This is a genomic window from Xanthomonas sp. F10, from assembly GCF_014206815.1.
GTDB lineage: Bacteria > Pseudomonadota > Gammaproteobacteria > Xanthomonadales > Xanthomonadaceae > Xanthomonas_A > Xanthomonas_A indica.
Genome location: NZ_JACHNP010000001.1, coordinates 756898 through 779531, shown reverse-complemented (window position 1 = coordinate 779531; position 22634 = coordinate 756898). Strand labels below are relative to the sequence as shown.

Sequence of the window (22634 nt, the reverse complement as noted above, 5' to 3'; positions counted from 1 at the left end):
ATCCCGCGATGCCCGCGCGCCTGACCGCCTACCTGCCCGACGCCCCGGCGCCGACGCTGCTGCTCGCCGCCGGGCAGCCCCTGGCGATCGGCCGCGCGGCGGACAATGCGCTGGCGCTGGAACACCCCTCGGTGTCGCGTTGGCACGCACGGCTGCAGCCGCAGGCCGACGGCCACTGGCAGTTGCACGATCTGGGCAGCAAGAACGGCAGCTTCCGCGACGGGGTGCGCGTGGCCGCGCCTGTTGCCCTGGACACGGCGACCTGGCTGCGCTTCGGCGACATCTACGCCGAATTCGCCCCGCTCAGCGCAGCCGATGCGGAACTGGCCGAGCGCCGCCAGCGTGCCCGCTGCGACCGCGCCACCGCACTCACCCAGGAACTGGCCCAGGTCGGCAGACTCGACGACCTGCTCGGCGCCAGCCTGGACGCGGTGGTCGAACTGGCCCAGGCCGAGCGCGGTGTGCTGGTCCTGGCCGACGCCCACGGCCAGCGCATCGCGGCCAGCCACGGCACCGGGCCGCTCCCGCTGCAGCACGGGCTCGCCGGCAGCGAGGGTGCGCTGCGACGCGCCGTGCAGCACGGCCAGACCACCGTGGCCCACGACATCGGCGGCGTGCCCTGGCTCGCCGAACGTGCCTCGGTCTGCGCCGCCGGCCTGCGCACCATGCTGTGCCTGCCGCTGCGCGACGGCATGCGGGTGCTCGGCGCGATCTATGCCGACAGCCGCCGCGCCGGCAGCGCCATCGGCGCGCTGGACATGGAGCTGCTCGAGGCGTTCTGCGAACGCGCCGCGCTGTGGATCGCCGCGCGCCAGGCGCTGCGCGAGACCGGCGCGGCGCCGGGGCCGGTATGAGCGACGCGGCCACCGCCACCGGCCTGTACGCGCAGGAAAGCCTGCGTCCTGGCGAGGTGCTGGCCGGCCGCTTCCGTATCGAACGCCTGCTCGGCATCGGCGGCATGGGCCTGGTGTATCTGGCCCACGACCAGGCGCTGGGCGTCGACGTAGCGGTCAAGCTGCTGCGCCCGGAGCTGGCGCAGCGGCCGCAGGCCTTCGCCCGGTTCCGCCAGGAGCTGTTGCTGGCGCGGCAGGTGTCCAGCCCCCACGTGGTGCGCATCCACGACCTGGCCGAACACGCCGGGCGCTGGCTGATCAGCATGGACTACGTGGACGGCGAATCGCTGGACGCGCGGCTGCAGCGCGAAGAGCGGCTGGACGTCGACATCGCCCTGCGCATCGCCGGCGACATCGCCCGCGGCCTGCAGGCGGCGCATGCGCGCGGCGTCGTGCATCGCGATCTCAAGCCGGCCAACATCCTGCTGCGGCGGGACGGCGATGCGCTGATCAGCGACTTCGGCGTGGCCTGTTCGATGGCCAGCAGCGGCCTCGGCGCGACCCTGGGCAACGTCATCGGTACGCCCGCCTACCTGTCGCCCGAACAGGCGCGCGGCGATGCGCTCGATCCGCGCAGCGACCTCTACGCCCTCGGCCTGATCCTGTACGAACTGCTCGCCGGACAGGTGCCCTTCGCCGGCGGCACCCTGTCCGAGACCCTGGCCCAGCGCATGCTGCGCGAGCCGCCGCCGGTGGACCGGCTGCGCGCGGACGTGCCGGCCTGGCTGGTGCGGCTGCTGCAGCGGCTGCTGCGCCCGCAGCCGCGCGACCGGCTGCAGCACGCCGGCGAGGTGATCGCGGCGATCGAGCGCCGGCAACTGCCGCACGACCGCCGGCGCTGGCGCCGGCTCGGCCTGGGCCTGGCCGCGACCCTGGCGGGCGCCGCCCTGCTCGGTGCCGGCGTCTGGCAATGGCAGGCGCAACGCGCCAGCGCGCCGGCGCCGGTGGCGGCCGTGCAACCGCTGCCGCGCCTGCTGGTGCTGCCGCTGGCCGGCGACCCGGACAGCGCCGAACAACGCCTGGCGCTGGGGGCCTGGCTGCGCGGCAGCCTTGGCGAAACGCTGACCGTGGTCGACACCGACCGCACGCGCCAGGCTTTGCGCCAATACGACCCCACCGGCCAGGCGCCGCTGGACGTGGCGGCGCTGCGCCGGCTCGCCTCGGCACAGCGCGTGCTGCAGCCGAGCCTGCAACGCCAGGGCAGCGGCTGGCGCCTGCAGGCGCTGCTGCATCCGGCCAGCGGCGCGGCGCAACACATCGACGGACCGACCGCCGACGATCCGGCCGCGGCCTACGTCGCCTGGTTGCCGATCGCGTCCAGGGCGCTGCTCGCCGACGGCGCCACCCTGCCCGACGACCTGCCCGCACCCGCCGCGTTGCAGGCGTATGCGCGCGGCCTGGCGGCGCAGCAGCGCGACGACAGCGCGCAGGCGCTGCAGCAGTTCGCCGCGGCCAGTGTGCAGGCACCGCAGTCTGCGCCGTTGCGCCTGGCCGAGGTGGTCGCGGCGCAAGCCATCGGCGAGGACCAGAAGGCACGCGAGGCGTTGAGCGCGCGCGTCGCCTCGGCGCCGGCGCGGCCGCGCACCCAGGCGCTGCTGGCGGCGCTGCGGCTGGAAGCCGAGGACGATCTCGCCGCCGCCGACCGCGCCTGGCAGGCCTTGGCCACGGCGCGGCCCGACGACAGCGTGGTGCAACTGCAGTTCGCGCGCGTCCAGGCGCAGGCCGGCCACCTGGACGTGGCACGCGATCGCCTGCGCGCGTTGGCGCAGCGCGATCCGGACGACCCGCGGCTATGGCTGGCGCTGGGCAAGCTGGCGATCCTCAGCGGCAACGCCGCCACCGCGGTGGACGACGACCTGCTGCGCGCGCAACTGCTGTTCCGCCGCGGCCGCGACCTCTATGGCGAGGCGGAAACCGTGAACGCGCTGGGCGTGGGCTATGGCCGCCTCGGCCTGGCGCAGCAGGCGCAGGCCCAGTACCTGCGCGCCGTGGAGCTGCGCCGGCAGGTCGGCAATCGCCGTGGCGTCGCCACCAGCCTGCGCAACCTGGCCGGCACGCTGAGCATCGGCGGCGCCTTCGCCGAGGCCGAACAGCAGCTGCGCCAGGCGCAGGCGCTGTACTCCGAACTGGGCGATCGCGACGGCCAGGCCGCCGCCGCCAACGAACTCGGCCTGCTGGCCGAAGAGCGCGGCGACTATCCGCAGGCACTGCAGGCGTTCCGCGGCGCGCTGACGGCCTGGCGCGCGCTCGGCGATGCGCACGGGGTCGCCGAGACGCTCAACAACATCGGCTTCGCGCACTTCCAACTGGGCGACCTGGACAGCGCGCAGGCGTTCTGGGAACAGGCCGCGCGCGCCTATGCCGACCTCAACGACGCCACCGGCCGCGTGCGCACCGCGCAGAACCTGGGCCTGCTGGCCACCGGGCGCGGCCATTGGGCGCAGGCGCAGACCTTGCTGAACCAGGCGCTGCGCGAGGCCGAGCGCCACCAGATGCTCGAGGAAGTGGCGGTGAGCCGGCGCAACCTGGCCGAACTGGCATTCTGGCAAGGCCAGCGCGCGGTGGCGCTGACCGAACTGGACCAGGCGCAGCGGCTGTTCCAGCAGAGCCGCGACCAGCGCGGCCAGACCGACATCGCCCTGTTGCGCGCGCAGCTGTGGCTGGCGCTGGACGACCCGGCGCAGGCGCGGCTGGCGCTGCAGCAGGTGCAGCGGCAAGCGCCCGCTTCGGTGTCCAGCGAACAGCGCGCCAGTGCCGCGCTGCTGCAGGCGCAACTGGACGAGCGCGACGGCAACGCCGCCGCGGCCGCCGCGTCGCTGCGCCAGGCCGAGGCGCTGGCGCGCGCCAGCGGCGCCCGTCTGCTGCAACTGCAGGTGCAGGTGCAGGCGGCGCACGACGAACCCGCCCTGGCCGCGCTGGAGGGCGACATCGCGCGCCTGGGCCATGCCGGGCTGCGCCTGCGCTATCTGCAGCAGGCGCTGCGCTACGGCGCGGCCGACCAGGTGGCGGCGCGCTACGCGCAGGCGCAGGCCCTGCTGCTGCGTGGCAGCCCGCTGTTCGCCGCCGCCCTGCACACGCAGGCCGCGCAGCGCCTGGAGGCGATCGGCGATCACGCCGCCGCGCAACGCGCGCGCCGCGCGGCGGCGCAGGCCGCCGAGGGGTCATCTGTCGCACGCGCGGGCGCCACGCCATGAACGACGTTGCGGCCGCCGAACGCTACCGCCTGCTGCTGCAGCGCCTGGAGGCCAACGAGCGCGAGTTCCGCCGCCTCGGCCGCGCCGTGGTCAAGGTCCAGGAAGACGAGCGCCGGCGCCTGGCGCGCGAGCTGCACGACGGCGTCGGCCAGAACCTCACCGTGCTCAAGCACCGTCTGGCGCAACTGGGCGCGGCGCTCGGCGCGGCCGACGCGGCGCTGCGTGCGCCGCTGGAGGACGCCATCCACCTATGCACGCAGGCGCTGGAAGACACCCGGCAGATGTCGCGGCTGCTGCGCCCGCCGATCCTCGACGACCTCGGACTGGAAGCGGCCCTGGGCTGGCTGGGCCGCAGCCAGTCCGCTGCCGGCGCCACCCCGGTGACGGTCGAGATCGGCCCGCTGCCGGCGCTGGACGAAGCGCTGCAGACCCTGCTGTTCCGCAGCGCGCAAGAGGCGCTGACCAATGCGCTGAAGCACTCGGGTGCGCAGTCGGTGCTGCTGCGGCTGGTCGCCCGCGACGGCTGGGCGCAGCTGCAGGTGCTCGACGACGGCCGCGGCTGCGATCCGCAGCAGGCACTGGTGGCCGGCGGCAGCGGCCTGAGCGGCCTGCGCGAACGCCTGCGCCTGAGCGGCGGCAGCATCCGCCTGCAATCGTCGCCGGGCGAGGGCTGCTGCGTGCAGATCCGGGTCCCGCTGGAGGCCGATTGAAGGTCATCGCCCTGCCCCAGTTCCGCGCCCGCGCGGCCCTTCAGACGCGATCAGCATCGTCGCGGGCGGTGGCCGCCTGCGCCAATGCGCGCAACGGACGCGCACCGGCATGAACGTCCCGATCCGCGTCCTCATCGCCGACGACCACACCCTGGTGCGCGAAAGCCTGGTCGCCGTGCTCGACGCGATCGACGGCATCCAGGTGGTGGCGCAGGCCGCCGACGGCATCGAGGCGCTGGCCAAGGCCGAGGCGACCAGCCCGGACGTGGCGATCGTGGACATCTCCATGCCGCGGCTCAACGGCATCGACGTGGTGCGGCGGCTGTGCGAGACCGTGCCGCTGGCGCGGATCCTGGTGCTGACCATGCACGAGGAACACGAGTACGTGCTGCACGCGGTGCGCGCCGGCGCCTCCGGCTACCTGCTCAAGGACAGCGCCAGCGCCGACCTGATCGCCGCGGTGCGCAACCTGCACGCCGGCCGCGGCCACTTCTCGCCGCAGGCGGCGCAGGCGCTGGTGACGCAGATGCAGCAGCCGCAGGCGCTGCCGCCCGACCCCTACCGCGGCCTGACCGCGCGCGAGCGCGAGGTGTTCCACCTGATCGTGGAGGGCCGCACCACCAAGGAGATCGCGCGGGTGCTGCAGATCAGCGTCAAGACCGCCGAGAACCACCGGTTCCGCGTGCTCAACAAGCTGGGCATGCGCAATACCGCCGAACTGGTGCGCTACGCGGTGCGCCACGGCCTGCTCGACTGAACGGCGCCGCGCGCCCGCGCCGTCGCCGCGGCTGCGCACACTCCATACGCCATAGTATCCTGGCGCCCTCGGCCGCGCCGCGGCCCTAGCCACGAGCGATCGCATGAGCACCTATCAAGCCCCGTTGACCGATCTCCGCTTCGCGCTGCACGACGTGCTGCAGGTGGAGGCGCTGTTCGCCCGTCTGGGCCACGCCGACGCCAACGCCGAACTGATCGACGCGGTGCTGGAGGAAGCCGCGCGCTTCACCGGCACGGTGCTGGCGCCGCTGAACCGGGTCGGCGACGAGCACGGCTGCACCCTGGACAAGGCCACCGGCGCGGTCACCACCGCCCCCGGCTTCCGCGAGGCCTACCAGCAGTTCGCCGAGGGCGGCTGGACCGGCCTGACCGCCGCTACCGAGTTCGGCGGCCAGGGTCTGCCGCACACCCTGGGCGTGCCGCTCAACGAGATGGTCAATGCCGCCAACCTGGCCTGGGGCAACTTCCCGCTGCTGTCGCACGGCGCGGTCGAGGCGCTCAAGCAGCACGGCGAGGCGTGGCAGCAGGAGGTGTTCCTGAAGCCGCTGGTGGACGGCCGCTGGACCGGCACCATGTGCCTGACCGAGCCGCATTGCGGCACCGACCTGGGCCTGCTCAAGACCCGCGCCGAACCCAACGCCGACGGCAGCTGGTCGGTCAGCGGCACCAAGATCTTCATCACCGCAGGCGAGCACGACTTCACCGACAACATCGTGCACCTGGTGCTGGCGCGGCTGCCGGACGCGCCGGCCGGCGCCAAGGGCATCTCGCTGCTGGTGGTGCCGAAGTTCAAGGTCGCCCGCGACGGCAGCGTCGGCGCGCGCAACGCACTGCGCTGCGGCTCGCTGGAGCACAAGATGGGCATCCACGGCTCGTCCACCTGCGTGATGAACTTCGACGGCGCGCAGGGTTACTTGGTCGGGCAGCCGCACAAGGGCCTGCAGGCCATGTTCACCATGATGAACACCGCGCGCCTGGGCGTCGGCCTGCAGGGCATCGGCCTGTCCGAGCGCGCCTACCAGAACGCGCTGCGCTACGCCCGCGAGCGCCTGCAGTCGCGTTCGCTCAGCGGTGCCAAGCTGCCGGAGAAGCCGGCCGATCCGATCCTGGTGCATCCGGACGTGCGCCGCATGCTGCTGACGGTGAAGGCGCTGACCGAAGGCAGCCGCCTGCTGGCGCTGCACGCCGCGACCCTGATCGACATCGCGCACAGCGCGCAGGACCCGGCCGAGCGCGAGCAGGCCGACGTGCTGGTCAGCTTCCTCACCCCGATCTCCAAGGCCTGCCAGACCGAGTGGGCGGTGGAGAACACCTACCACGCGCTGCAGTGCTTCGGCGGCCACGGCTACATCCACGAACACGGCATGGAGCAGTTGGCCCGCGACGCGCGCATCACCACCCTCTACGAAGGCACCACCGGCATCCAGGCGCTGGACCTGATCGGGCGCAAGACCGCGTCCAGCCAGGGCGCCGGGCTGAAGCTGTTCCTGGCGCAGATCGAGGCGTTCCTGACCGAGCACGCCGACAACCCGGCCGTGGCCGAGTTCATCGCCCCGCTGCGCGAGAAGGCCGCCGAGTGGGCGGCGCTGACCAAGCGCATCCTGCAGCGCGCCGCCGGCAATCCCGAGGAACTGGGCGCGGCCAGCTACGACTACGTGTTCTATTCCGGCTACGTGGTGCTGGCCTACTGGTGGGCGCGCAGCGTCGCCGCGGCCGAGGCCTCGGCGCACGGCGAGGCGTTCAAGCAGTCCAAGCGCGAGACCGCGCGCTTCTACTACGCCCGCCTGCTGCCGCGCACGCTGACCCACGCCGCGGCCATCGACAGCGGCGCCGAGCCGCTGATGGCGCTGGCCGACGCGCAGTTCTGAGTCCGCACGCCTGCGTCCGCGCAGGCCGCCCCGGCACGCGCGCCGTGCCGGGGCGGCACCGCCGGTGGCGGCCGATACACAAACCGTCACCAATCGGGTATAAGCTGTTTTCCCGATGGAGACAGACACAACAACGCTTGGTCTGATCGATACCGGGGCCTGCGGCGCCTCGGCCGCGGTCCCGTCGCCCGCGGCGTCCCCTTCCCACCTGCCTTCGGTCCGGCTGCTGTCGCTGGACGCGCACGGCCGCGTGCTGGACTGGATCAACTGGCAGGACGCCGCTTGCCTATACGCGCGCGGCGCGGTCGCCTGGACCCTCGGCGAGCCGTGCCTGCACATCCATGGCGGCATCTGTCGCGCCAGCGGCGAGCGCAGCGTGCTGGAACTGCATCCGATCATCGCCGCGCGCGGCCACGCGCATGCGCGTGCGCTCGATCCCACCCCGACCCTGACCAATACCGCGCTGTTCGCCCGCGACGCGCAGCTGTGCCTGTACTGCGGCCAGCAGTTCAGCCGCCCGCAACTGACCCGCGACCACGTGCTGCCGGTGTCCAAGGGCGGCCGCGACATCTGGGAGAACGTGGTCACCGCGTGCTTCCACTGCAATTCGCGCAAGGGCAACCGCACCCCGCAGCAGGCGTCGATGCCGCTGCTGGCGGTGCCGTATCGGCCGAGCTGGATCGAGCACCTGATCCTGTCCAACCGCAACATCCTGGCCGACCAGATGTCGTTCCTGAAGGCGCAGTTGCCCAAGCGCTCGAAGCTGTCGTTGTAGCGCGCGGCCTCACGCCGCCGTCACACCCGCTGCGACGGATTGCCGCACCCCGGCGGAAACAGGCCATCCCTGCGCCCGCGACTGAACGGGTTGATTGCGCGTGCCCGGAATGGAGAGGAAAATGACAGGTCCGCTGAACCTCCATTCCGATGATCGACCCCACCCGCTATCCGCGCCTCTCGCGCATCCAGGTCCCCGAAGAACTGCGTCGCTTCGATGAATCGGAGCTGCCGGCCATCGCCGAGGAACTGCGCGCCTTTCTGATCGAGTGCGTCGGCAAGAGCGGCGGCCATTTCGGCGCCGGGCTGGGCGTGATCGAACTCACCGTGGCCCTGCACTACCTGTACGACACGCCGGTCGACCAACTGGTGTGGGACGTGGGCCACCAGACCTATCCGCACAAGATCCTCACCGGGCGCCGCGACCGCATCCACACGGTCAAGCAGGCCGACGGCGTGGCGCCATTCCCCAAGCGCGAGGAAAGCGAGTACGACACCTTCGGCGTCGGCCACTCCTCCACCTCGATCTCGGCGGCGCTGGGCATGGCGGTGGCGCTGCAGCGCATGGGCGACGAGCGCAAGGTGGTGGCGGTGATCGGCGACGGCGCGATGACCGCCGGCATGGCCTACGAGGCGCTGAACCACGCCGGCGGCATGGACCCGGAACCGAACCTGCTGGTGATCCTCAACGACAACCGCATGTCGATTTCCGAAGCGGTCGGCGGGGTCACCAAGATGCTGGGGCGGATGAGCGGCAGCAAGACCCTCAACGCCATCCGCGAGGGCGGCAAGAAGATCCTCGGCGACAAGAAGAGCAACCCCACCGCGCGCTTCGTGCGGCGCTGGGAAGAGCACTGGAAGGGCATGTTCGTGCCGTCCACGCTGTTCGAGGAAATGGGCTTCCACTACACCGGCCCGATCGACGGCCACGACCTGCCGGCGCTGCTGGGCGCGCTGAAGACGCTCAAGACCCTGAAGGGTCCGCAGTTGCTGCACGTCATCACCACCAAGGGCAAGGGCTACGAACTGGCCGAAGGCGACCAGATCGGCTACCACGCGGTGGGCCCGTTCGACCCGAGCAAGGGCCTGGTGGCCAAGCCGGGCGCCAAGGCCCCGACGTACACCGACGTGTTCGGCGACTGGATCTGCGACATGGCCGCGGCCGAGCCGGCGCTGCTGGCGATCACCCCGGCGATGCGCGAAGGTTCGGGCCTGGTGCGCTTCAGCAAGGAGTACCCGCAGCGCTACTTCGACGTGGCCATCGCCGAGCAGCATGCGGTGACCCTGGCCGCGGGCATGGCCGTGCACGGCGCCAAGCCGGTGGTGGCGATCTATTCGACGTTCCTGCAGCGCGGCTACGACCAGTTGGTCCACGACGTGGCGGTGCAGCAGCTCGACGTGCTGTTCGCGATCGACCGCGGCGGCGTGGTCGGCCCGGACGGCGCCACCCACGCCGGCAACCTGGACCTGAGCTTCCTGCGCTGCGTGCCGCACCTGGTGGTGATGGCGCCGGCCGACGAAGCCGAGTGCCGGCAACTGCTCAGCACCGGCCTGCGCCATCCCGGTCCGGCCGCGGTGCGCTACCCGCGCGGCACCGGCCCCGGGGTCGCCCCGGGCACCACGCTGGAGCCCTTGCCGATCGGCAAGGCCCAGCTGCGCGCGCAGGGCCGCACCGTGGCGCTGCTGGCGTTCGGCGCGACCCTGGCGGCGGCCGAACAGGTCGGCCGCGAGCTCGGCCTGAGCGTGGTCAACATGCGCTTCGTCAAGCCGCTGGACCGCGCCTTGCTGCTGGAGCTTGCGCAGAGCCACGAGGGTTTCGTGACGGTCGAGGACAACGTGGTGGCCGGCGGTGCCGGCTCCGGCGTGGCCGAACTGCTCAACGCCGAAGGCGTGCTGCGCCCGGTGCTGCACCTGGGCCTGCCCGACGCGTTCCAGCACCACGCCAGCCGCGAGCAGCTGCTGGCCGAAGCCGGCATCGACGCCGCCGGCATCCGCGCCGCGGTGCTCAAGCGCTGGCCGCAGCTGGGCACGAACGCCAGCACACCGCGCACCGCGGCGGGCTGAGCGCCGCGGTCACCGGCACCGCACGCCGCTGCGTGCCGTGCCTGCCTGCTTGCGCCGCTGCGCGGATCCGGACGCGCCAGCGGCCGCATGGTCCGGTCACGACAGCCGCGCACCGGCTAGGGTGCGATCACCTCGTCACCGCGGGCACGCAACCGATCCAAGGGGCCGCCAGGCGCCTGCAGAGTCTGCATCGGCAATACCGCGAAACTGGAGCGGTTCTGCACCAACGCCCGCTCGGCCGCCTGCAACCACGCCGCCATGGCCCGCTCGCGCACATCGCCCAGCCCCAACTTGCGTGCGATCGCCGCTTCGCTGACCGCGTCCAGACAGATCCGGTACTGATCGTTGGCGGGCAACGTGGCCAGCGTGTCCAGATCACCTTCGGACCAGGCGTTGGCGCGCTGGCGCATCGTCTCCAGGTCGCGATCGATGACCTGCAAAGTGCGCGCGAAGCACGCGCTGTCGTTCAACGCGGTCGCCCGGAATTCCTGCAGCGCGCGCTTGGCATCGGGCACCTGGACCTCCACCACCACCGGCACGACCGGCACCTTGGCGCGCTTGGCCGCACGTTCGATCACCGGCTGCACGACGCTGCCCAGGCTCAGGCCGGATCTGCGTATCGCCGCTTCATACAGTTCCTGCGCGGCGAACACCGGTCGCCAGCGCTCCACGCTGCCGTCGCGGCCCAGGTAGCGCGCCTTCAGCGGCAACCAGCGCGCATAAAGGTTCGGCGGCAGCACCTGCTGCAGCGTGCGGTCGTCCGGGTTGCGCCGCGCCTTCAGCAGGGACGGCAGCAGCATCAGGCTGCGGAACATGCCCAGGCCGGAGTCCAGGGTGACGGTCGGCGCCGCGATCACCTGCTGGGATTGGGCGATCACCCGCTCCACCTCGGCCGATTCCCACTGCATGCGCCTGGGCAGCGGCGACACCGTGCCGAGGATCCACAGCACATGGTCGCCGCGGCGGACCTGCCACAGCCCCGGGCCGGGCTGGCGCCCGCTCACCAGCACCGCCTCCAGGTCGACCACCGGTGGGCTGGTTGGCGCGGTCGCGCGCGGTGGTGGCGGCGCGGCCGGCATTGCGGTCTGCGCCTGCGCCGCCGGCACCACGACCGCCAGCAACGTGGCCGCCAGGCACAACAGCGTCCGCAACCGGTGCGCGACGCATCGCCGTCTGGTTTTCGCGGGCAGCGTGTCTGCCCTGCCCCCCGCCGATCGCGGCGGCATTAGCCGTCCAGTCTGGGCAGATGCGCGGCCAGCGGATCGCTGTCGGCCAGCAACTCGAAGCGCTCCCACAGGAAGCCCGGCGCCACCATGCAGCGCACCAGGCAATAGTCGGCCAGCGGCCGCGCCGCCTGCCAGGTGCCGGCCGCAATCACCACCGAGGGCATGCCGCCGCGCTCGCTGGCATCGAGCCGGTAGCGCTGCAGGCCGTGGTGCGGATCGAAGCCGAGCAGTTCCAGCGCACCGCCCTCTTCCCACTGCCAGGTCTCGTCGGCATCGATGCGGTGCCAGCGGCTGATCTCGCCGCGCTCCAGCAGGAAGCGGATCGCGGTGCAGGCCGGGCGCAGCGTCTGTTCGTGCTGCACCATCAGGGCCGAGGTATGCACGCGCGCATAGCGCCCGCCTTCCGGGTGCGGCAGCAGCGACAGGTCGCGCACCAGGGCGGCAATTCGGAAGGCGGCGGCGCTGGACATGCGCCCAGTCTAATCCCGCGGTGTGGCCGCGCGCATGTCAGGCACTGCAATCCGCGCGGCCGGCGCCGGCCGCGGTCAGGCCAACGGCAGCGAGTCGCGTGCGGTCGCCGCAGGAGCCAGGCGCCGGCCGTGGCGCAGGCACAGGGCGAAGAACACCAGCAGGTCCCAGCTGTAGCGCTTGAGCAGGCGCCGCGGCTCGCGCAGCAGGCGGTAGATCCATTCCAGGCGCAGCCGACGCACCCAGGCCGGCGCGCGCTTGGCGGTGCCGGACAGGAAGTCCAGCAGCGCACCCACACCGAATGCCAAAGGCACCTGCAGCTGCCCCGCCTGCTGCAGCAGCCAGCGCTCCTGCAGCGGATTGCCGAACGCCACCAGCAGCACGTCGGCGCCGCTGGCGTTGATGCGTGCGGCCAGGCCCGTGCCGGCCGCGGCGAACTCGGCATAGCCGTCGCAGGTGCCGACCACCTGCTGCCCCAGCGTCTGCCGCAAGGTCTGCGCCGCGGCCTCGGCCACGCCAGGGCGGCCGCCGAGCAGGAAGAACCGCAGCGGACGCGGACTCTGCTGGCAGAGCGCCGGAATCAGGTCGGTGCCATTGAGATTGCCGGCGAAGCGGCGGCCGTGCACCAGCAGCGCACCCAGGTCCATGCCGATGCCGTCGTTGACGACGCACACGCCCGGCGCGGCCAGACGCTCGCGCAGGGCCTGGCACTGCACCACGAAGTTGGTGTTGGCGAAGAACACCTGGCGGCGCTCGCCGCGCGCCAGCGCCTGCAGCAAGCTGGCGACGAAATCGGCTTCGGTGCTGCGCAGGATCGGATAGCCGCCCAGTGCCAGCACCTCGCCCGGCGCGCGCTCACCAGAGGTCATGCGGAAAACTCTCCAGCAGGCCGCGCTGCACCGCGGCCAGGTCGAACACCGTGTTGCCGCCCAGGGCCACGCATTCCTCCACCGTGTGCCCGGCATGCCAGCGGCTGCGGCCGGTGCCGTGATAGTAATCGTCGTACTTGAAGCGGTCCTCGCCGTTGCCCCAGTCCAGGTACACCGAGGGCACGCCGTAGGCTTCGGCCAGGATCAGCCCGTGCAGGGAACTGGACACGATCAAGTCGGCGCCGAGCAGTTGCCGCACGAAGGTGGCGGGCTGCCGGTTCGGCAGCACCAGATGATCCTTGTAGCCGGCGTATTTCTCCACCGGTTCGTTGAAATGCGGCACCACCAGGAACGGCCGCCGCGCCGGCGCCGGCGCCAGCGCCTCGCGCGGGAAGAACAGCGGCATCAGCAGGCCCGGGTCGCCGTACACCTCCGGCACCTGCAGGCCGCGCTCGCGCAGGAAGGCGCGGGTCTTGGGTCCGCGCACAGCGCGCACGTCGAGCTGGCGGAAGCTGTGGCGCTCGGCGGGGATCTTGCCGTTGACGCCGCTGCCCCAGACCGTGTCGCCATCGCGGGCGAAGTGCAGCACCGAGCCGATCGCGATCAGCCGCCGACGCTTGTCGCGTTTGTCCAGCAGGGTGCGGTCGCGCTGGCCGAGCACGTTGGAGACGATGATCTTGGAAAGATGATCGCCGACGTTGATCTCGCCATTCTTCGGCTTCCACCAGAACAGCGCCCGGCGCTCTTCGTAATCGATCCATTTTTGCAGAGTGGACATCGGTCCTCCTTGGTTGCGCGGGGGGTACGGCGAACACGCCGACGGCGTGTGCTCAGACCGCGCCGTCGGCGAACAGACGTGTCTCCGGATAGGCGGCCGGGTCCAGGACCCGGTCGGTGGTGTCGGACCAGCTCAGGCACTGGCGATGGCGCACGTGCGGCGCCTGCAGCGCCTGCCCGATGGCGGCGACGATGGACGCCTCGTCGCCCGGGGTGTAGCCGAAGCGCGACGGATAGCGGCCGACCACGGCATTCGGGCACACCGCCGGCAGGCCGAAGAAGTCGTACTGCAGCAGCTTCATCGAGCTGTCGGCCAGGTAGGCCGGCACCTGCTCGGACGCGTACGGCGCGATGCCGAAGCGGGCGTGCTTGATGTAGCGGATGGTCTCGGCGTGCTTCATCTCGCCGTACACCACCACGTTGTCGCCATAGCCCGGCGCGCGGCCCATGCCCGAACCGATCACGTGGAAAGTGACCTGCGGGAAGGCGCGGCTGGCGGCGACGAAGAACGCGGGATCGAACAGCATCGAGCCCACCGCCACCGCATGGATGCCCTCGCCGTACGGCGACGGGTCGCCGAGCGTGTGCAGGTCGTGGTCCACGCCGTGGCCGACGTGGTACACGTTGTGGCGGCTGGCGACCTCCTCGGCCATCGCCGGCGACACCAGTGCGATCACGTCCAGGCTCGGCGCCACGCGGTCGAACTCGCGTTCGATGTAGTCGGCGACGTTGATCGTGCTCAAGCCATCGGAGGCGCGATACACCTTGCGCGCGGTCGGATTGATCCGCGCCGCCAGCGCGATGAACGCCACCGCGATGCCGCTCTCGAACACGATCACGTCGGCCTCGCGGATCCAGCGGATCAGCGTGGCCGGCGCCCAGGCCGCATACAGTTTGAACATCAGGTCTTCCAGCGGCCGCAGCCAGCGTCGACGGGTGTTGAACGGATGCAGCGGCGCGCGCCACAGATAGCAGTCCACGCCGTTGTGGCGGACCACCTGGTTGGCGCTGGCGTCCAGCGGCAGGCGCAGGTCGCCCTTGAGTCGCGACAGCAGGCTGTAGCGCAACGAGAAGAAGCGCGTGGGACCGCGCTTGGCCAGCTCGTCGGCGATGAAGTGGATGTTGGCGCGGCGTGGCGTGCGGTAATCGTGCGCCGACAGCACCAGGTAGCAGGGTGCACGGCCGCTGGCGGCCGCGGCCGGCGCAGACGCGGACAGCGTCGCTGCGGAAGAGTCGCTCATGCCGTCGCTCCTATGCGGGATGGAAGAAGAAGAACACGCTGGCGCACCTCGCTCATCGCTTGCTCCGTGCCTGGCGCAGCAGCGTGCGCATCTGCAGGATCGCCAGCACGTCGCGGCGGAACGCCGGCCACAGCGCGAACACCAGCAGGCAGGACAGCGCCATCGCCGCCGCGCCGACGATCAGCTGCAGCCACAACGACGCACCGCCCCAGTACTGCGCGGCGAAATAGGCGACAACGCCGCAGACGCCGTAGCCGAGCACCGCGCGCAAGGCGTTGTTGAACAGCTCCCAGGCGGGAATCTGCGGCGCGATGCGCGCGATCCAGATCACCGACAGCGGCCACATCACCAGCAGGCCCAACGTATAGCCCACGGTCACGCCCATCACGCCCCACAGCGAGCCGGCGAAGATGCAGGCGATCAGCATCACCCGCCCCACCACCGAATACACCAGCTGCTGGCGCATCAGGCCCAGCGCCAGGAACACCCAGTAGGTGGCGTAGGACGCGGTCTGGAAGATGCCGCCGAGGGTCAGCACCTGGAACAGCGGCACGGCCGGCCGCCACTGTTCGCCCAGCACCAGCACGATCAGCGGCATCGCCAGCGCGCAGGCGAAGGAAAACAGCGCCACGATCAGGTGCACCATCACCGTCTGCCCGTGCAGCAGGAAGTTGCCGAAGCGCGGCGGGTCGTCCTGCAACTGCGACAGCACGGGCAGCGCCACCGAGGTGGCCGGTGCGTTGATCTGGTTCAGCGGCATCATCAGCAGCTGGAACGCGCGGTTGTACAGGCCCAGCGCTTCGGCGCCGATGCGATGGCCGATGATCACCTGGCCGACATTGCGGCTGGCGTAGCCGAGCAACTGCGCCGCCATCAGGTTCCAGCCGAAGCTCAGGAAGGTGCGCATCGGCGCGTCGCGCCGGTAGCCGCGCGGCAGCCAGCGCGCGCAGGCGCCGGCGATCAGCAGGTTGACCAGCGCCTGCACCACCTGTTGCCAGACCAGCGCCCAGTAACCGTAACCGGCCAGGGCCACGCCGACGCCGGCCAGCAGGCCCAGCACCTGCGCGCCGACGTCGCTCAGCGAGACCTGGCCGAAACGCAGCCCGCGGCTGAGGTGTGCGCGGTACTGCGTGGTCATGCCGTTGAGCAGGAAGGTCACCGCCAGCGCCTGGGAAATGCCGAGCAAGGCCGGCTCGCGGTAGAAGTGCGCGATCCACGACGAAGACAGGAACACCACGATCGCCAACAGCAGGCCGATGCCGCTGTTGATCCAGAACAGGTTGTCGCGCTGCTCGCGGCTGACGTGCTTGGCCTGGATCGCCGCCGAGGACAGGCCGAAGTCGCGCAGGATCTCGGCCATGCCGACGATCGCCGTCACCATCGCCATCAGGCCATAGTCGTAGGGCGTCAGCAGCCGCGCCAGCAGCACGATGCCGCCGAACTGCACCACCATCTTGGCCAGTTGCCCGGCCATGGTCACCGCCGCACCGCCGGCCGCGCGCGCGCCCAGCCCGGGTTGCGGCGCCGCTGGCCGCGGGGTCTCGGCGCTGCTCATGCGCCCTCCCCGCCGCCTGCGGTCAGGGCCTGCAGATAGCTGCGGTAGTGTTGCAGGCCGATGCCGTTCCAGTCGCGCCGCGACAGATCCGGCACGGCATCGGCCGGCAACTGCTGCGCCTGCGCCAGGGCCTGCGCCAGTTGCGCCGCATCCAGCTCGCCGCGGTACAGCTGCACCCACTGCGCGCCGACTTCGTCGGCGATGGCGGCATTGGCCTCGCTCCACGGCGCCAGCACCGGACGCGCCAGCGACAGCGCCAGCAGCAGGGTGCCGGAGTTGTGCATCTGCCGGTACGGCAGCACCACCAGTTCGGCCTCGCCGATCTCCTGCGCCAGCACCGCGTCCTCCACATACTGCAGCCGTGCGCTGATACGCGGATCCTCGGCACAGGCGCGCTCGACCACGCCGCGGATCTGCGCGTCGATCGGATTGCCGGCGATGCGCAGGCTGAGCTGCGGATCGGGCAGCGCCTGCAGGGTCGCGATCAGCGTCTCCACGCCCTTGTACGGGCGCAACAGCCCGAAATGCAGCAGGCGCCCGGGCACGCGCGGCGGTTGCGGCAGCGGCGCGTACCAGTCGCGGTAGTGGCCGTGCAGGATGGTGTCGGTGGCCGGCGCGCGCGCGGGCGTGGTCGCGTTGATGCGGATCCAGCGCGCGGTCTGGCGGTCGATCCAGCGCAGCAGCAGGCGTTCGCGCCAGCCCTTGTCCTCGTGCGGCGCCACGTTGTGCAGGGTGCGCACCAGCGGCACCCCGGCCAGGCGCAGGCGCAACAGCAACAGGGCGATGCAGACCTGCTTGGCCAGCGTGCCGAGCGCGGTGCGATGCCGCAGCAGGTACTCCGGCCAATGCAGGTGCAGCACGTCGTAGCGCGACAGCAGCGCCGCGCGCATGGAGAAGAAGCGCAGTTGCACCTGCGGCGGCAGCGCCGCGTAGAGCTGGGTGAGGTAGGGATTGGTGGTCGCGGTCGGGCGCTCGGTGGACAGCAGCACGGTGACTGTCGACGCGGCCTGCTGCACCGCGCCGTGGCGCTGGCGCTCGCCGCTCATCGGCCGCCCCCCGCGCCGGCCAGCGCCAAGTCGTACTCGTCCAGATAGGCGCCGACCACGCGGTCCCAGTCGTAGCGATGCGCATAGGCCATCGCCGCGTCGCGCTGCGCGGCGAAATCCGCGTCGGTGCCGGCGGCAAAGGCGCGCACCGTGGCCGCGGCCGCCTGCGGGTCGACCGGGTCGACCAGCACGCCCTGCCCCGACTCGCGGTGCAGGCGCGCGAACGGCGGGATGTCGCTGAGAATCGGCAGCAGCCCGGCACTCATCGCTTCCACCGCGGCCAGGCCGAAGCCCTCGTGCCGCGACAGGCACACGAAGTACTGCGCACTGCCGAGCAACTGCGCCAGTTGCGCCTGGGTCGGCGCCACCTGCAGGCGTACCCGCTGCTGCAGGCCGCGCTCGGCGATCGCCTGCTGCAGGTCGGCCACGCTGAAGTCGTATTCGCGCCCGGCCACAATGAGTTGCCAGGCCGGGTCCTGCGCGGCCAGCACGCGTACCAAATCCAGGGTCTCCAGCAGGCCCTTGTTGACGGACCAGCGCCCGAAGTAGATCAGCGTGCGCCCGGGCGTGGCGCTGCCCTGCCCGGCGAACTTGTCCACGTCCACCCCGTTCTCGATCACCCGCAGCCGCTGCGGCGCGACCACCTGCGAGAACAGCCGGCCATCGTTCTCGCTGGTCGCCACCACCCGTGCGTAGGCGAGCGCCGAGGCGCGGGTGAGGGTCTTGAACCAGAGCATCTTCAGGCGCGAGGCGTAGGTGGTGTGGAAGAAACCGCCATGGGTGGACACGATCATCGGCACACGGTGCAGCGGCCGGGTCAGGGCCAGGAAGTCGTAGAAGAAATCGATGCCGTGCACGTGCAGCAGATCGGCGCCGCGCACCGCCGCCAGCACCGACGGCGCCAGCGGATAGCGCGAGGAGCCGCGATACGGCAAGCGCACGATCGGCACGCCCTGGTGCGTGTCGCGCGGAGCCAGGCGCTGCTGCGGATCGGTGAACACCCGCTCCAGGCTCACCACCTCGACCTGGTCCTGGCCCTGCTGCAGATGGCGACGCGCGATATTCAGCACCACCTCCTCCATGCCGCCCACCGATGGATGGAACTGGCGCACCACATGCACCACCTTCATGCCGTCGCTCCTGCGGCCGCGCTGCGGCGCACACCGATCATCCACGGCGCGATCCGCACCAGCACCGCGCGTATCGGGACGCTGGCCAGCACCGCCAGCACGCTCACCGACACCGCCCAGGCCGGTCCCCAGGCATCGCCGCGGACCAGGCCGGTGCGGGCGGCCACGCCGGCCATCACCGAGAACAGCAAGGTGTGCGTGCACAGAATCAGCAAGGTGTTGCGTCCGATCCACTGCAGCCAGGCCCAGTGCTGCACCAGCCCGGCGACGCACAGTGCCATGGCGCTGCCGAGCAGGCTGGCGGCGAGGAAGCCCAGCGGGGAATCGCCGAACTTGAGCATGTTCACGTCGACGCGGCCGTTGTGCCAGGCGATCGCGAACCAGGCCGCACCCAGCAGCACCGCCGCCAGCGCATTGCCGCCCGGCCGCGCCGGCCACCAGTACGCCCGCGTCGCCGCCAGCGCGCCGATCGCGAAGAAGCACAGCGCCACCGGCAACACGTCCAGCGAGAACGGCAGGCGCATGTCCTGCCCCGGAAACCAGCAGGCCCAGCCCCAGGCCAGCGGCAGCGACAGCCCGGCCAGGGCCGGCACCGACAGCGTCCGGCGCAGGGCCAGGTACGCCAGCGTGGTCACGAACAGCGCCGGCAGGAACCACAGCGCCGGCATGACGTAGAGCTTGGGGCCGATGCCGCTGACCAGGCCCAGCAGCGGCTCCCACCAGGGTCGGTCGCCCCACAGTTGCGCCTTGCTGCCGATATGCCGGGTCAGCATCCAGTACGCGTAGGCGACGAAGAAGAACGCCACGTAAGGCAGCAGCAGGCTGCGCGCCAGCTTGCCGACCGTGGCCAGTGTCAGTGGGCGATTGCCGAAGGCCTCGCCGACCCAGCCCGACAACAGGAAGAACATCGGCACGTGGAAGCTGTAGGCGAGGATCACGTAGGCATGCGGAATGCCCTTGGCATGGCCGAACACCACCAGCAGGATCGCCAGCGCCTTGGCCGCATCGATGCGTGCATCGCGCGGCGCCCCCGTGCGTGCGCTGCGCGCCTGCGCCGGCACGGACGCGGAAACAGCCGTGGCGGGCGCGCTCATGCCGGCACCGCCGGCATGCGTGCGGCCGGCGCCGTCGGTGCCGCGGGCAGCGCCGGCGCATCGCGCAGGCGCGGTGTCATCTGCCACAGGCAACCGCACACGAACCACCACAGCGCCGCGGTCTTGATCGAGAAGTAGCCGTTGGAGACCAGCAGGCTCAGCGAGAACGCAAAGATCAGCAGGTTCTTGAACAACTGCCCTTCGATGGTGCGCATCAGCATCGCGAACGAATAGGCCAGCAGGAACGCCAGCACCAGCAACACCGACTGCGAGGAGATGAAGTAGGCGATGCCGCTGTCGAAGTAGCGGTACGGCTGGTCCATGTCCAGCCCCATCCACGCATCGGCGCTCATCCTGCGGATCGAATCGACGGTGAAGAACACCCGCCCCAGCGTGGTGTCCTCGTAGCTCTGGATGCCCGAGGCCCACACCAGCAGCCACGCACCGCCCATCACCGCGAAGAAGATCAAAAAGCCCAGGCGCTGGTCCATGCGCAACAGCAACGGGCTCAGCAGCGCCATCATCACGCAGGTGCCGGCGGCCAGGCGTCCGTCCGAGGCCACGATCAGGAAGCCGATCATCGCCACCGACGCGACGATCGCCCACGGCCGCATCCAGCGCCAGAAGGTCAGCAGGATGGCGGTGAAGAAGATGATGAAGTTGCCCATCGTCACCGGCTCGATGAACACCGAGGAGGCGCGTGGCAGGTTCGACGACGGCAGGAAGTTGCGTGCGCCCGGGCGTGTCGCGCTGACGAACAGATTGCTGTCCTGGTTCCAGAAGCTCGACGCGCTGGCGCCGCGCGCATTGACGAAATAGCTCTTGGGGTTGACCACGTCGCCGTAGACCTTGGGCAGGGCCAGTTCGAACACCGCCACCAGCGACACCAGCAGCGCCATGCGCACGAACATGCGCGGCAACGAGCCGGTATAGGCCGCGCCGAGCAACAGGAAGGCGAACGGAATCAAGGCATCGCGGAAGAACTTCGGATCCAGCGACCAGGCCATGAACAGGCGCACCAGCATCAGCAGCGCCAGCAAGGCGATCCCGGTGAACACCATCGCCATGCGCTTGCGGTCCAGCGCGCGCAGGCCGAGCAGGAAGCAGGCGGCGTAGACCGCCAGTTCCACTGCATAGGTCATCGCCGGGCTGACCCGGAACACCTTGGCGTTGATCACCGCCAGCACGAAGTTGTAGCCGATGGCGAACAGCAGCACCAGCTCGATCAGCAGGTTGCGGCGCTGCTCACGCAGCGGCATGGCCGGCGCACTCAGCATGCATACCTCGCTGCGATGGCGGCGCAGTGCGCGCCGCCCCTGCGGTGGACCGGCGCCAGGCGTGGCGCCGGCGTGCGGCACGCGACGCCATTCGGCGCAGGCAGGGCAGGAACGACGGCGACGCGGGGGCGACGCCGGCGCTGCTCACGGTCGGCGGGAGGAAGACGCATCGGGCGCATCAGTAAGCGGTCTTCTGCCCGAGCACCTTGAACGCGGTCAGCACGATGATCCGCGTGTCCAGCCACAACGACCAGCGACGGATGTAGTCCAGGTCGTACTGGATGCGCTTCTTCATCGTGCGCAGCTCCGGCGTCTCGCCGCGGAAGCCGTTGACCTGCGCCCAGCCGGTGATGCCCGGCTTGACGTAATGCCGCTGCATGTAGTGGTTGATCAGCTTCTCGTAGTGGGTGTTGTGCTGCGCCGCGTGCGGACGCGGCCCCACCACCGACATGCTGCCGCCGAGCACGTTGAACAGCTGCGGCAACTCGTCCAGGCTGGTGCGGCGCAGGAACGCGCCGAAGCGGGTCACCCGGCTGTCGCCGCGCGTGGCCTGCACCACCACATCACTGGGCTCCTGCTGCACGCGCATGGAGCGGAACTTGTACATGTAGAACTCGCGCCCGCCCAGGCCGTGACGGCGCTGGCGGAAGAACACCGGGCCCGGCGAGCTCAGCTTCACGCCCACCGCGATCGCCAGCATCAGCGGCCACAGCACGGCCAGCGCGGCCAGGGCCACCAGCTTGTCCTGCAACGCCTTGGCGACCACGAAGTAGGTGTTTCGGTCCACCCCGCCCTGGCGCAGGTTGATCACCGGCACGTTGCCGATCTGGTCGCCGGACTGGTTGAGCATGCCGAAGTCGAACAGATCCGGGATCAGCCGGACCTGGATCGGATAGCGGTCCATGCGCTGCAGCAGCTGCTTGATGTGGTCGCGCTCGCCCAGCGGCAGCGAGATCCAAACCTGCTCGACCTGGTGGTGGTCGAGGTAGTCGATCAGCGCGTCCGCGGTGCCCTCGCCCAGGCACTGCAGCCTCTGCGGATGGTCGGCCACCGACAGGTCGTAGTCGCTGCTGAAATAGCCCACCACCTGCATGCCCACCCAGGGGTTGCGGCTCAGGTAGTTGTGGATCTTCACCACCGGATGGCGCAGGCCCACCACCACCACCCGCTGCACGTCCACGCCTTCGGAGCGCAGCCGGTTGAGTACGCCGCGCACCACCGTGCGCGAGAGCAGCAGCGTGGCCAGGCTGGTGACGAACCAGGTGCCGATCCACAGCCGCGAGACCTGCTGGCCGAACTGCACCACGAAGGCGTGCACCGCGAACAGCGCGAACACGCCGCCGCAGGCCAGGCTCAGCACCACCATCTCGCGCAGCAGGCCACGCCCGCGCCAGCTGCGGTACAGCGGGAACAGCGCGAAGCAGATCACCGCGTACAGCAGCGTGGTGCCGATCGCCACCCGGTACGCCGGTTCCGGCATCCAGGTGCCGAACAGCAACCGGTGGGTCAGCAAGGCGCCGCCGACCATGACGGTCAGGTCGGACACGCGCAACAGGATGTCTGCCGCGGCCGCGTACTTGGACAGCATGCGCGGCGAGGAGGTCGTATAGGTGGCGCTACTCAGGTCTGCCAAAAGCATGATCGGGATTCCTATCCAAACCCGGTCGATCG

At 70.9% G+C, this 22634-nt stretch carries 18 protein-coding genes; 7 read left to right on the top strand and 11 right to left on the bottom strand.

Annotated elements, in window-relative coordinates; translation table 11 throughout:
• Positions 1 to 8: 8 nt before the first annotated feature.
• The 7 genes from FHR56_RS03475 (at position 9) to dxs (ending at position 10280) form a co-directional block, all read left to right on the top strand.
• Entirely contained in the window at positions 9 to 854 is an 846-nt protein-coding gene (locus FHR56_RS03475) for a GAF domain-containing protein (RefSeq protein ID WP_160945956.1), read from the top strand.
• Positions 851 to 4087, top strand: coding sequence for a serine/threonine-protein kinase (locus FHR56_RS03470; RefSeq protein ID WP_160945955.1), 3237 nt, complete (start codon positions 851 to 853; stop codon positions 4085 to 4087). Before FHR56_RS03475 ends, FHR56_RS03470 begins: the two co-directional genes overlap by 4 nt.
• A complete protein-coding gene (locus FHR56_RS03465; RefSeq protein WP_160945954.1) occupies positions 4084 to 4797 on the top strand; it encodes a sensor histidine kinase in 714 nt (237 codons plus the stop codon). The genes FHR56_RS03470 and FHR56_RS03465 overlap by 4 nt, the downstream gene beginning before the upstream one ends.
• A gap of 109 nt (positions 4798 to 4906) precedes the next feature.
• The gene (locus FHR56_RS03460; RefSeq protein ID WP_160945953.1) at positions 4907 to 5554 is read left to right on the top strand and encodes a response regulator transcription factor; all 648 of its coding nucleotides are present in this window, start codon (positions 4907 to 4909) and stop codon (positions 5552 to 5554) included.
• Positions 5555 to 5657: 103 nt separating this feature from the next.
• On the top strand, positions 5658 to 7442 hold the full coding sequence (locus FHR56_RS03455; RefSeq protein WP_160945952.1) for an acyl-CoA dehydrogenase C-terminal domain-containing protein: 1785 nt from the start codon (positions 5658 to 5660) through the stop codon (positions 7440 to 7442).
• A 115-nt stretch (positions 7443 to 7557) separates the two neighbouring features.
• Positions 7558 to 8217 carry an HNH endonuclease gene (locus FHR56_RS03450; protein ID WP_026143548.1) on the top strand — a complete coding sequence of 220 codons (660 nt, stop codon included), beginning with the start codon at positions 7558 to 7560 and terminating at the stop codon, positions 8215 to 8217.
• Positions 8218 to 8366: 149 nt separating this feature from the next.
• A complete protein-coding gene (dxs, locus tag FHR56_RS03445) occupies positions 8367 to 10280 on the top strand; it encodes a 1-deoxy-D-xylulose-5-phosphate synthase (RefSeq protein WP_160945951.1) in 1914 nt (637 codons plus the stop codon).
• 116 nt (positions 10281 to 10396) lie between these two features.
• On the opposite strand, the gene FHR56_RS03440 is transcribed toward dxs, so the two are convergent.
• The 11 genes from FHR56_RS03440 to FHR56_RS03390 all read right to left on the bottom strand — a co-directional run bounded on the left by FHR56_RS03440 (position 10397) and on the right by FHR56_RS03390 (position 22602).
• The gene (locus FHR56_RS03440; RefSeq protein ID WP_237473054.1) at positions 10397 to 11431 is read right to left on the bottom strand and encodes a TraB/GumN family protein; all 1035 of its coding nucleotides are present in this window, start codon (positions 11429 to 11431) and stop codon (positions 10397 to 10399) included.
• Between the two features lie 74 nt (positions 11432 to 11505).
• Complete coding sequence (locus tag FHR56_RS03435) at positions 11506 to 11976, bottom strand: cupin domain-containing protein (RefSeq protein WP_160945949.1); 471 nt, start codon at positions 11974 to 11976, stop codon at positions 11506 to 11508.
• A 75-nt stretch (positions 11977 to 12051) separates the two neighbouring features.
• Complete coding sequence (locus tag FHR56_RS03430; RefSeq protein ID WP_160945948.1) at positions 12052 to 12843, bottom strand: WecB/TagA/CpsF family glycosyltransferase; 792 nt, start codon at positions 12841 to 12843, stop codon at positions 12052 to 12054.
• On the bottom strand, positions 12830 to 13621 hold the full coding sequence (locus tag FHR56_RS03425) for a polysaccharide pyruvyl transferase family protein (protein ID WP_160945947.1): 792 nt from the start codon (positions 13619 to 13621) through the stop codon (positions 12830 to 12832). Before FHR56_RS03425 ends, FHR56_RS03430 begins: the two co-directional genes overlap by 14 nt.
• A gap of 52 nt (positions 13622 to 13673) precedes the next feature.
• Positions 13674 to 14861 (bottom strand): glycosyltransferase, encoded by a 1188-nt coding sequence (locus FHR56_RS03420; RefSeq protein ID WP_160945946.1) that lies wholly within the window; start codon positions 14859 to 14861, stop codon positions 13674 to 13676.
• A 52-nt stretch (positions 14862 to 14913) separates the two neighbouring features.
• Positions 14914 to 16416, bottom strand: coding sequence for a lipopolysaccharide biosynthesis protein (locus tag FHR56_RS03415; protein WP_160945945.1), 1503 nt, complete (start codon positions 16414 to 16416; stop codon positions 14914 to 14916).
• A complete protein-coding gene (locus tag FHR56_RS03410) occupies positions 16413 to 17462 on the bottom strand; it encodes a GDP-mannose--glycolipid 4-beta-D-mannosyltransferase (protein WP_160945944.1) in 1050 nt (349 codons plus the stop codon). The genes FHR56_RS03415 and FHR56_RS03410 overlap by 4 nt, the downstream gene beginning before the upstream one ends.
• Positions 17459 to 18592, bottom strand: coding sequence for a glycosyltransferase family 4 protein (locus FHR56_RS03405; protein WP_160945943.1), 1134 nt, complete (start codon positions 18590 to 18592; stop codon positions 17459 to 17461). The genes FHR56_RS03410 and FHR56_RS03405 overlap by 4 nt, the downstream gene beginning before the upstream one ends.
• On the bottom strand, positions 18589 to 19686 hold the full coding sequence (locus tag FHR56_RS03400; protein ID WP_160945942.1) for an acyltransferase family protein: 1098 nt from the start codon (positions 19684 to 19686) through the stop codon (positions 18589 to 18591). The genes FHR56_RS03405 and FHR56_RS03400 overlap by 4 nt, the downstream gene beginning before the upstream one ends.
• Positions 19683 to 20963: a polysaccharide biosynthesis protein GumE gene (locus FHR56_RS03395; RefSeq protein ID WP_160945941.1), complete on the bottom strand. Its 1281-nt coding sequence runs from the start codon at positions 20961 to 20963 to the stop codon at positions 19683 to 19685. Before FHR56_RS03395 ends, FHR56_RS03400 begins: the two co-directional genes overlap by 4 nt.
• Positions 20964 to 21141: 178 nt before the next feature.
• On the bottom strand, positions 21142 to 22602 hold the full coding sequence (locus FHR56_RS03390) for an undecaprenyl-phosphate glucose phosphotransferase (RefSeq protein WP_160945940.1): 1461 nt from the start codon (positions 22600 to 22602) through the stop codon (positions 21142 to 21144).
• Positions 22603 to 22634: the final 32 nt, after the last annotated feature.

Bases quoted from the DNA above. Each gene is read 5' to 3' on its own strand.
- FHR56_RS03420 (WP_160945946.1), bottom strand. From the start codon at position 14,861: ATGAGCGACTCTTCCGCAGCGACGCTGTCCGCGTCTGCGCCGGCCGCG.
- FHR56_RS03475 (WP_160945956.1), top strand. From the start codon at position 9: ATGCCCGCGCGCCTGACCGCCTACCTGCCCGACGCCCCGGCGCCGACG.
- FHR56_RS03410 (WP_160945944.1), bottom strand. From the start codon at position 17,462: ATGAGCGGCGAGCGCCAGCGCCACGGCGCGGTGCAGCAGGCCGCGTCG.
- FHR56_RS03405 (WP_160945943.1), bottom strand. From the start codon at position 18,592: ATGAAGGTGGTGCATGTGGTGCGCCAGTTCCATCCATCGGTGGGCGGC.
- FHR56_RS03400 (WP_160945942.1), bottom strand. From the start codon at position 19,686: ATGAGCGCGCCCGCCACGGCTGTTTCCGCGTCCGTGCCGGCGCAGGCG.
- FHR56_RS03395 (WP_160945941.1), bottom strand. From the start codon at position 20,963: ATGCTGAGTGCGCCGGCCATGCCGCTGCGTGAGCAGCGCCGCAACCTG.
- FHR56_RS03430 (WP_160945948.1), bottom strand. From the start codon at position 12,843: ATGACCTCTGGTGAGCGCGCGCCGGGCGAGGTGCTGGCACTGGGCGGC.
- dxs (WP_160945951.1), top strand. From the start codon at position 8,367: ATGATCGACCCCACCCGCTATCCGCGCCTCTCGCGCATCCAGGTCCCC.
- FHR56_RS03460 (WP_160945953.1), top strand. From the start codon at position 4,907: ATGAACGTCCCGATCCGCGTCCTCATCGCCGACGACCACACCCTGGTG.
- FHR56_RS03435 (WP_160945949.1), bottom strand. From the start codon at position 11,976: ATGTCCAGCGCCGCCGCCTTCCGAATTGCCGCCCTGGTGCGCGACCTG.
- FHR56_RS03450 (WP_026143548.1), top strand. From the start codon at position 7,558: ATGGAGACAGACACAACAACGCTTGGTCTGATCGATACCGGGGCCTGC.
- FHR56_RS03470 (WP_160945955.1), top strand. From the start codon at position 851: ATGAGCGACGCGGCCACCGCCACCGGCCTGTACGCGCAGGAAAGCCTG.
- FHR56_RS03465 (WP_160945954.1), top strand. From the start codon at position 4,084: ATGAACGACGTTGCGGCCGCCGAACGCTACCGCCTGCTGCTGCAGCGC.
- FHR56_RS03455 (WP_160945952.1), top strand. From the start codon at position 5,658: ATGAGCACCTATCAAGCCCCGTTGACCGATCTCCGCTTCGCGCTGCAC.
- FHR56_RS03390 (WP_160945940.1), bottom strand. From the start codon at position 22,602: ATGCTTTTGGCAGACCTGAGTAGCGCCACCTATACGACCTCCTCGCCG.
- FHR56_RS03415 (WP_160945945.1), bottom strand. From the start codon at position 16,416: ATGAGCAGCGCCGAGACCCCGCGGCCAGCGGCGCCGCAACCCGGGCTG.
- FHR56_RS03425 (WP_160945947.1), bottom strand. From the start codon at position 13,621: ATGTCCACTCTGCAAAAATGGATCGATTACGAAGAGCGCCGGGCGCTG.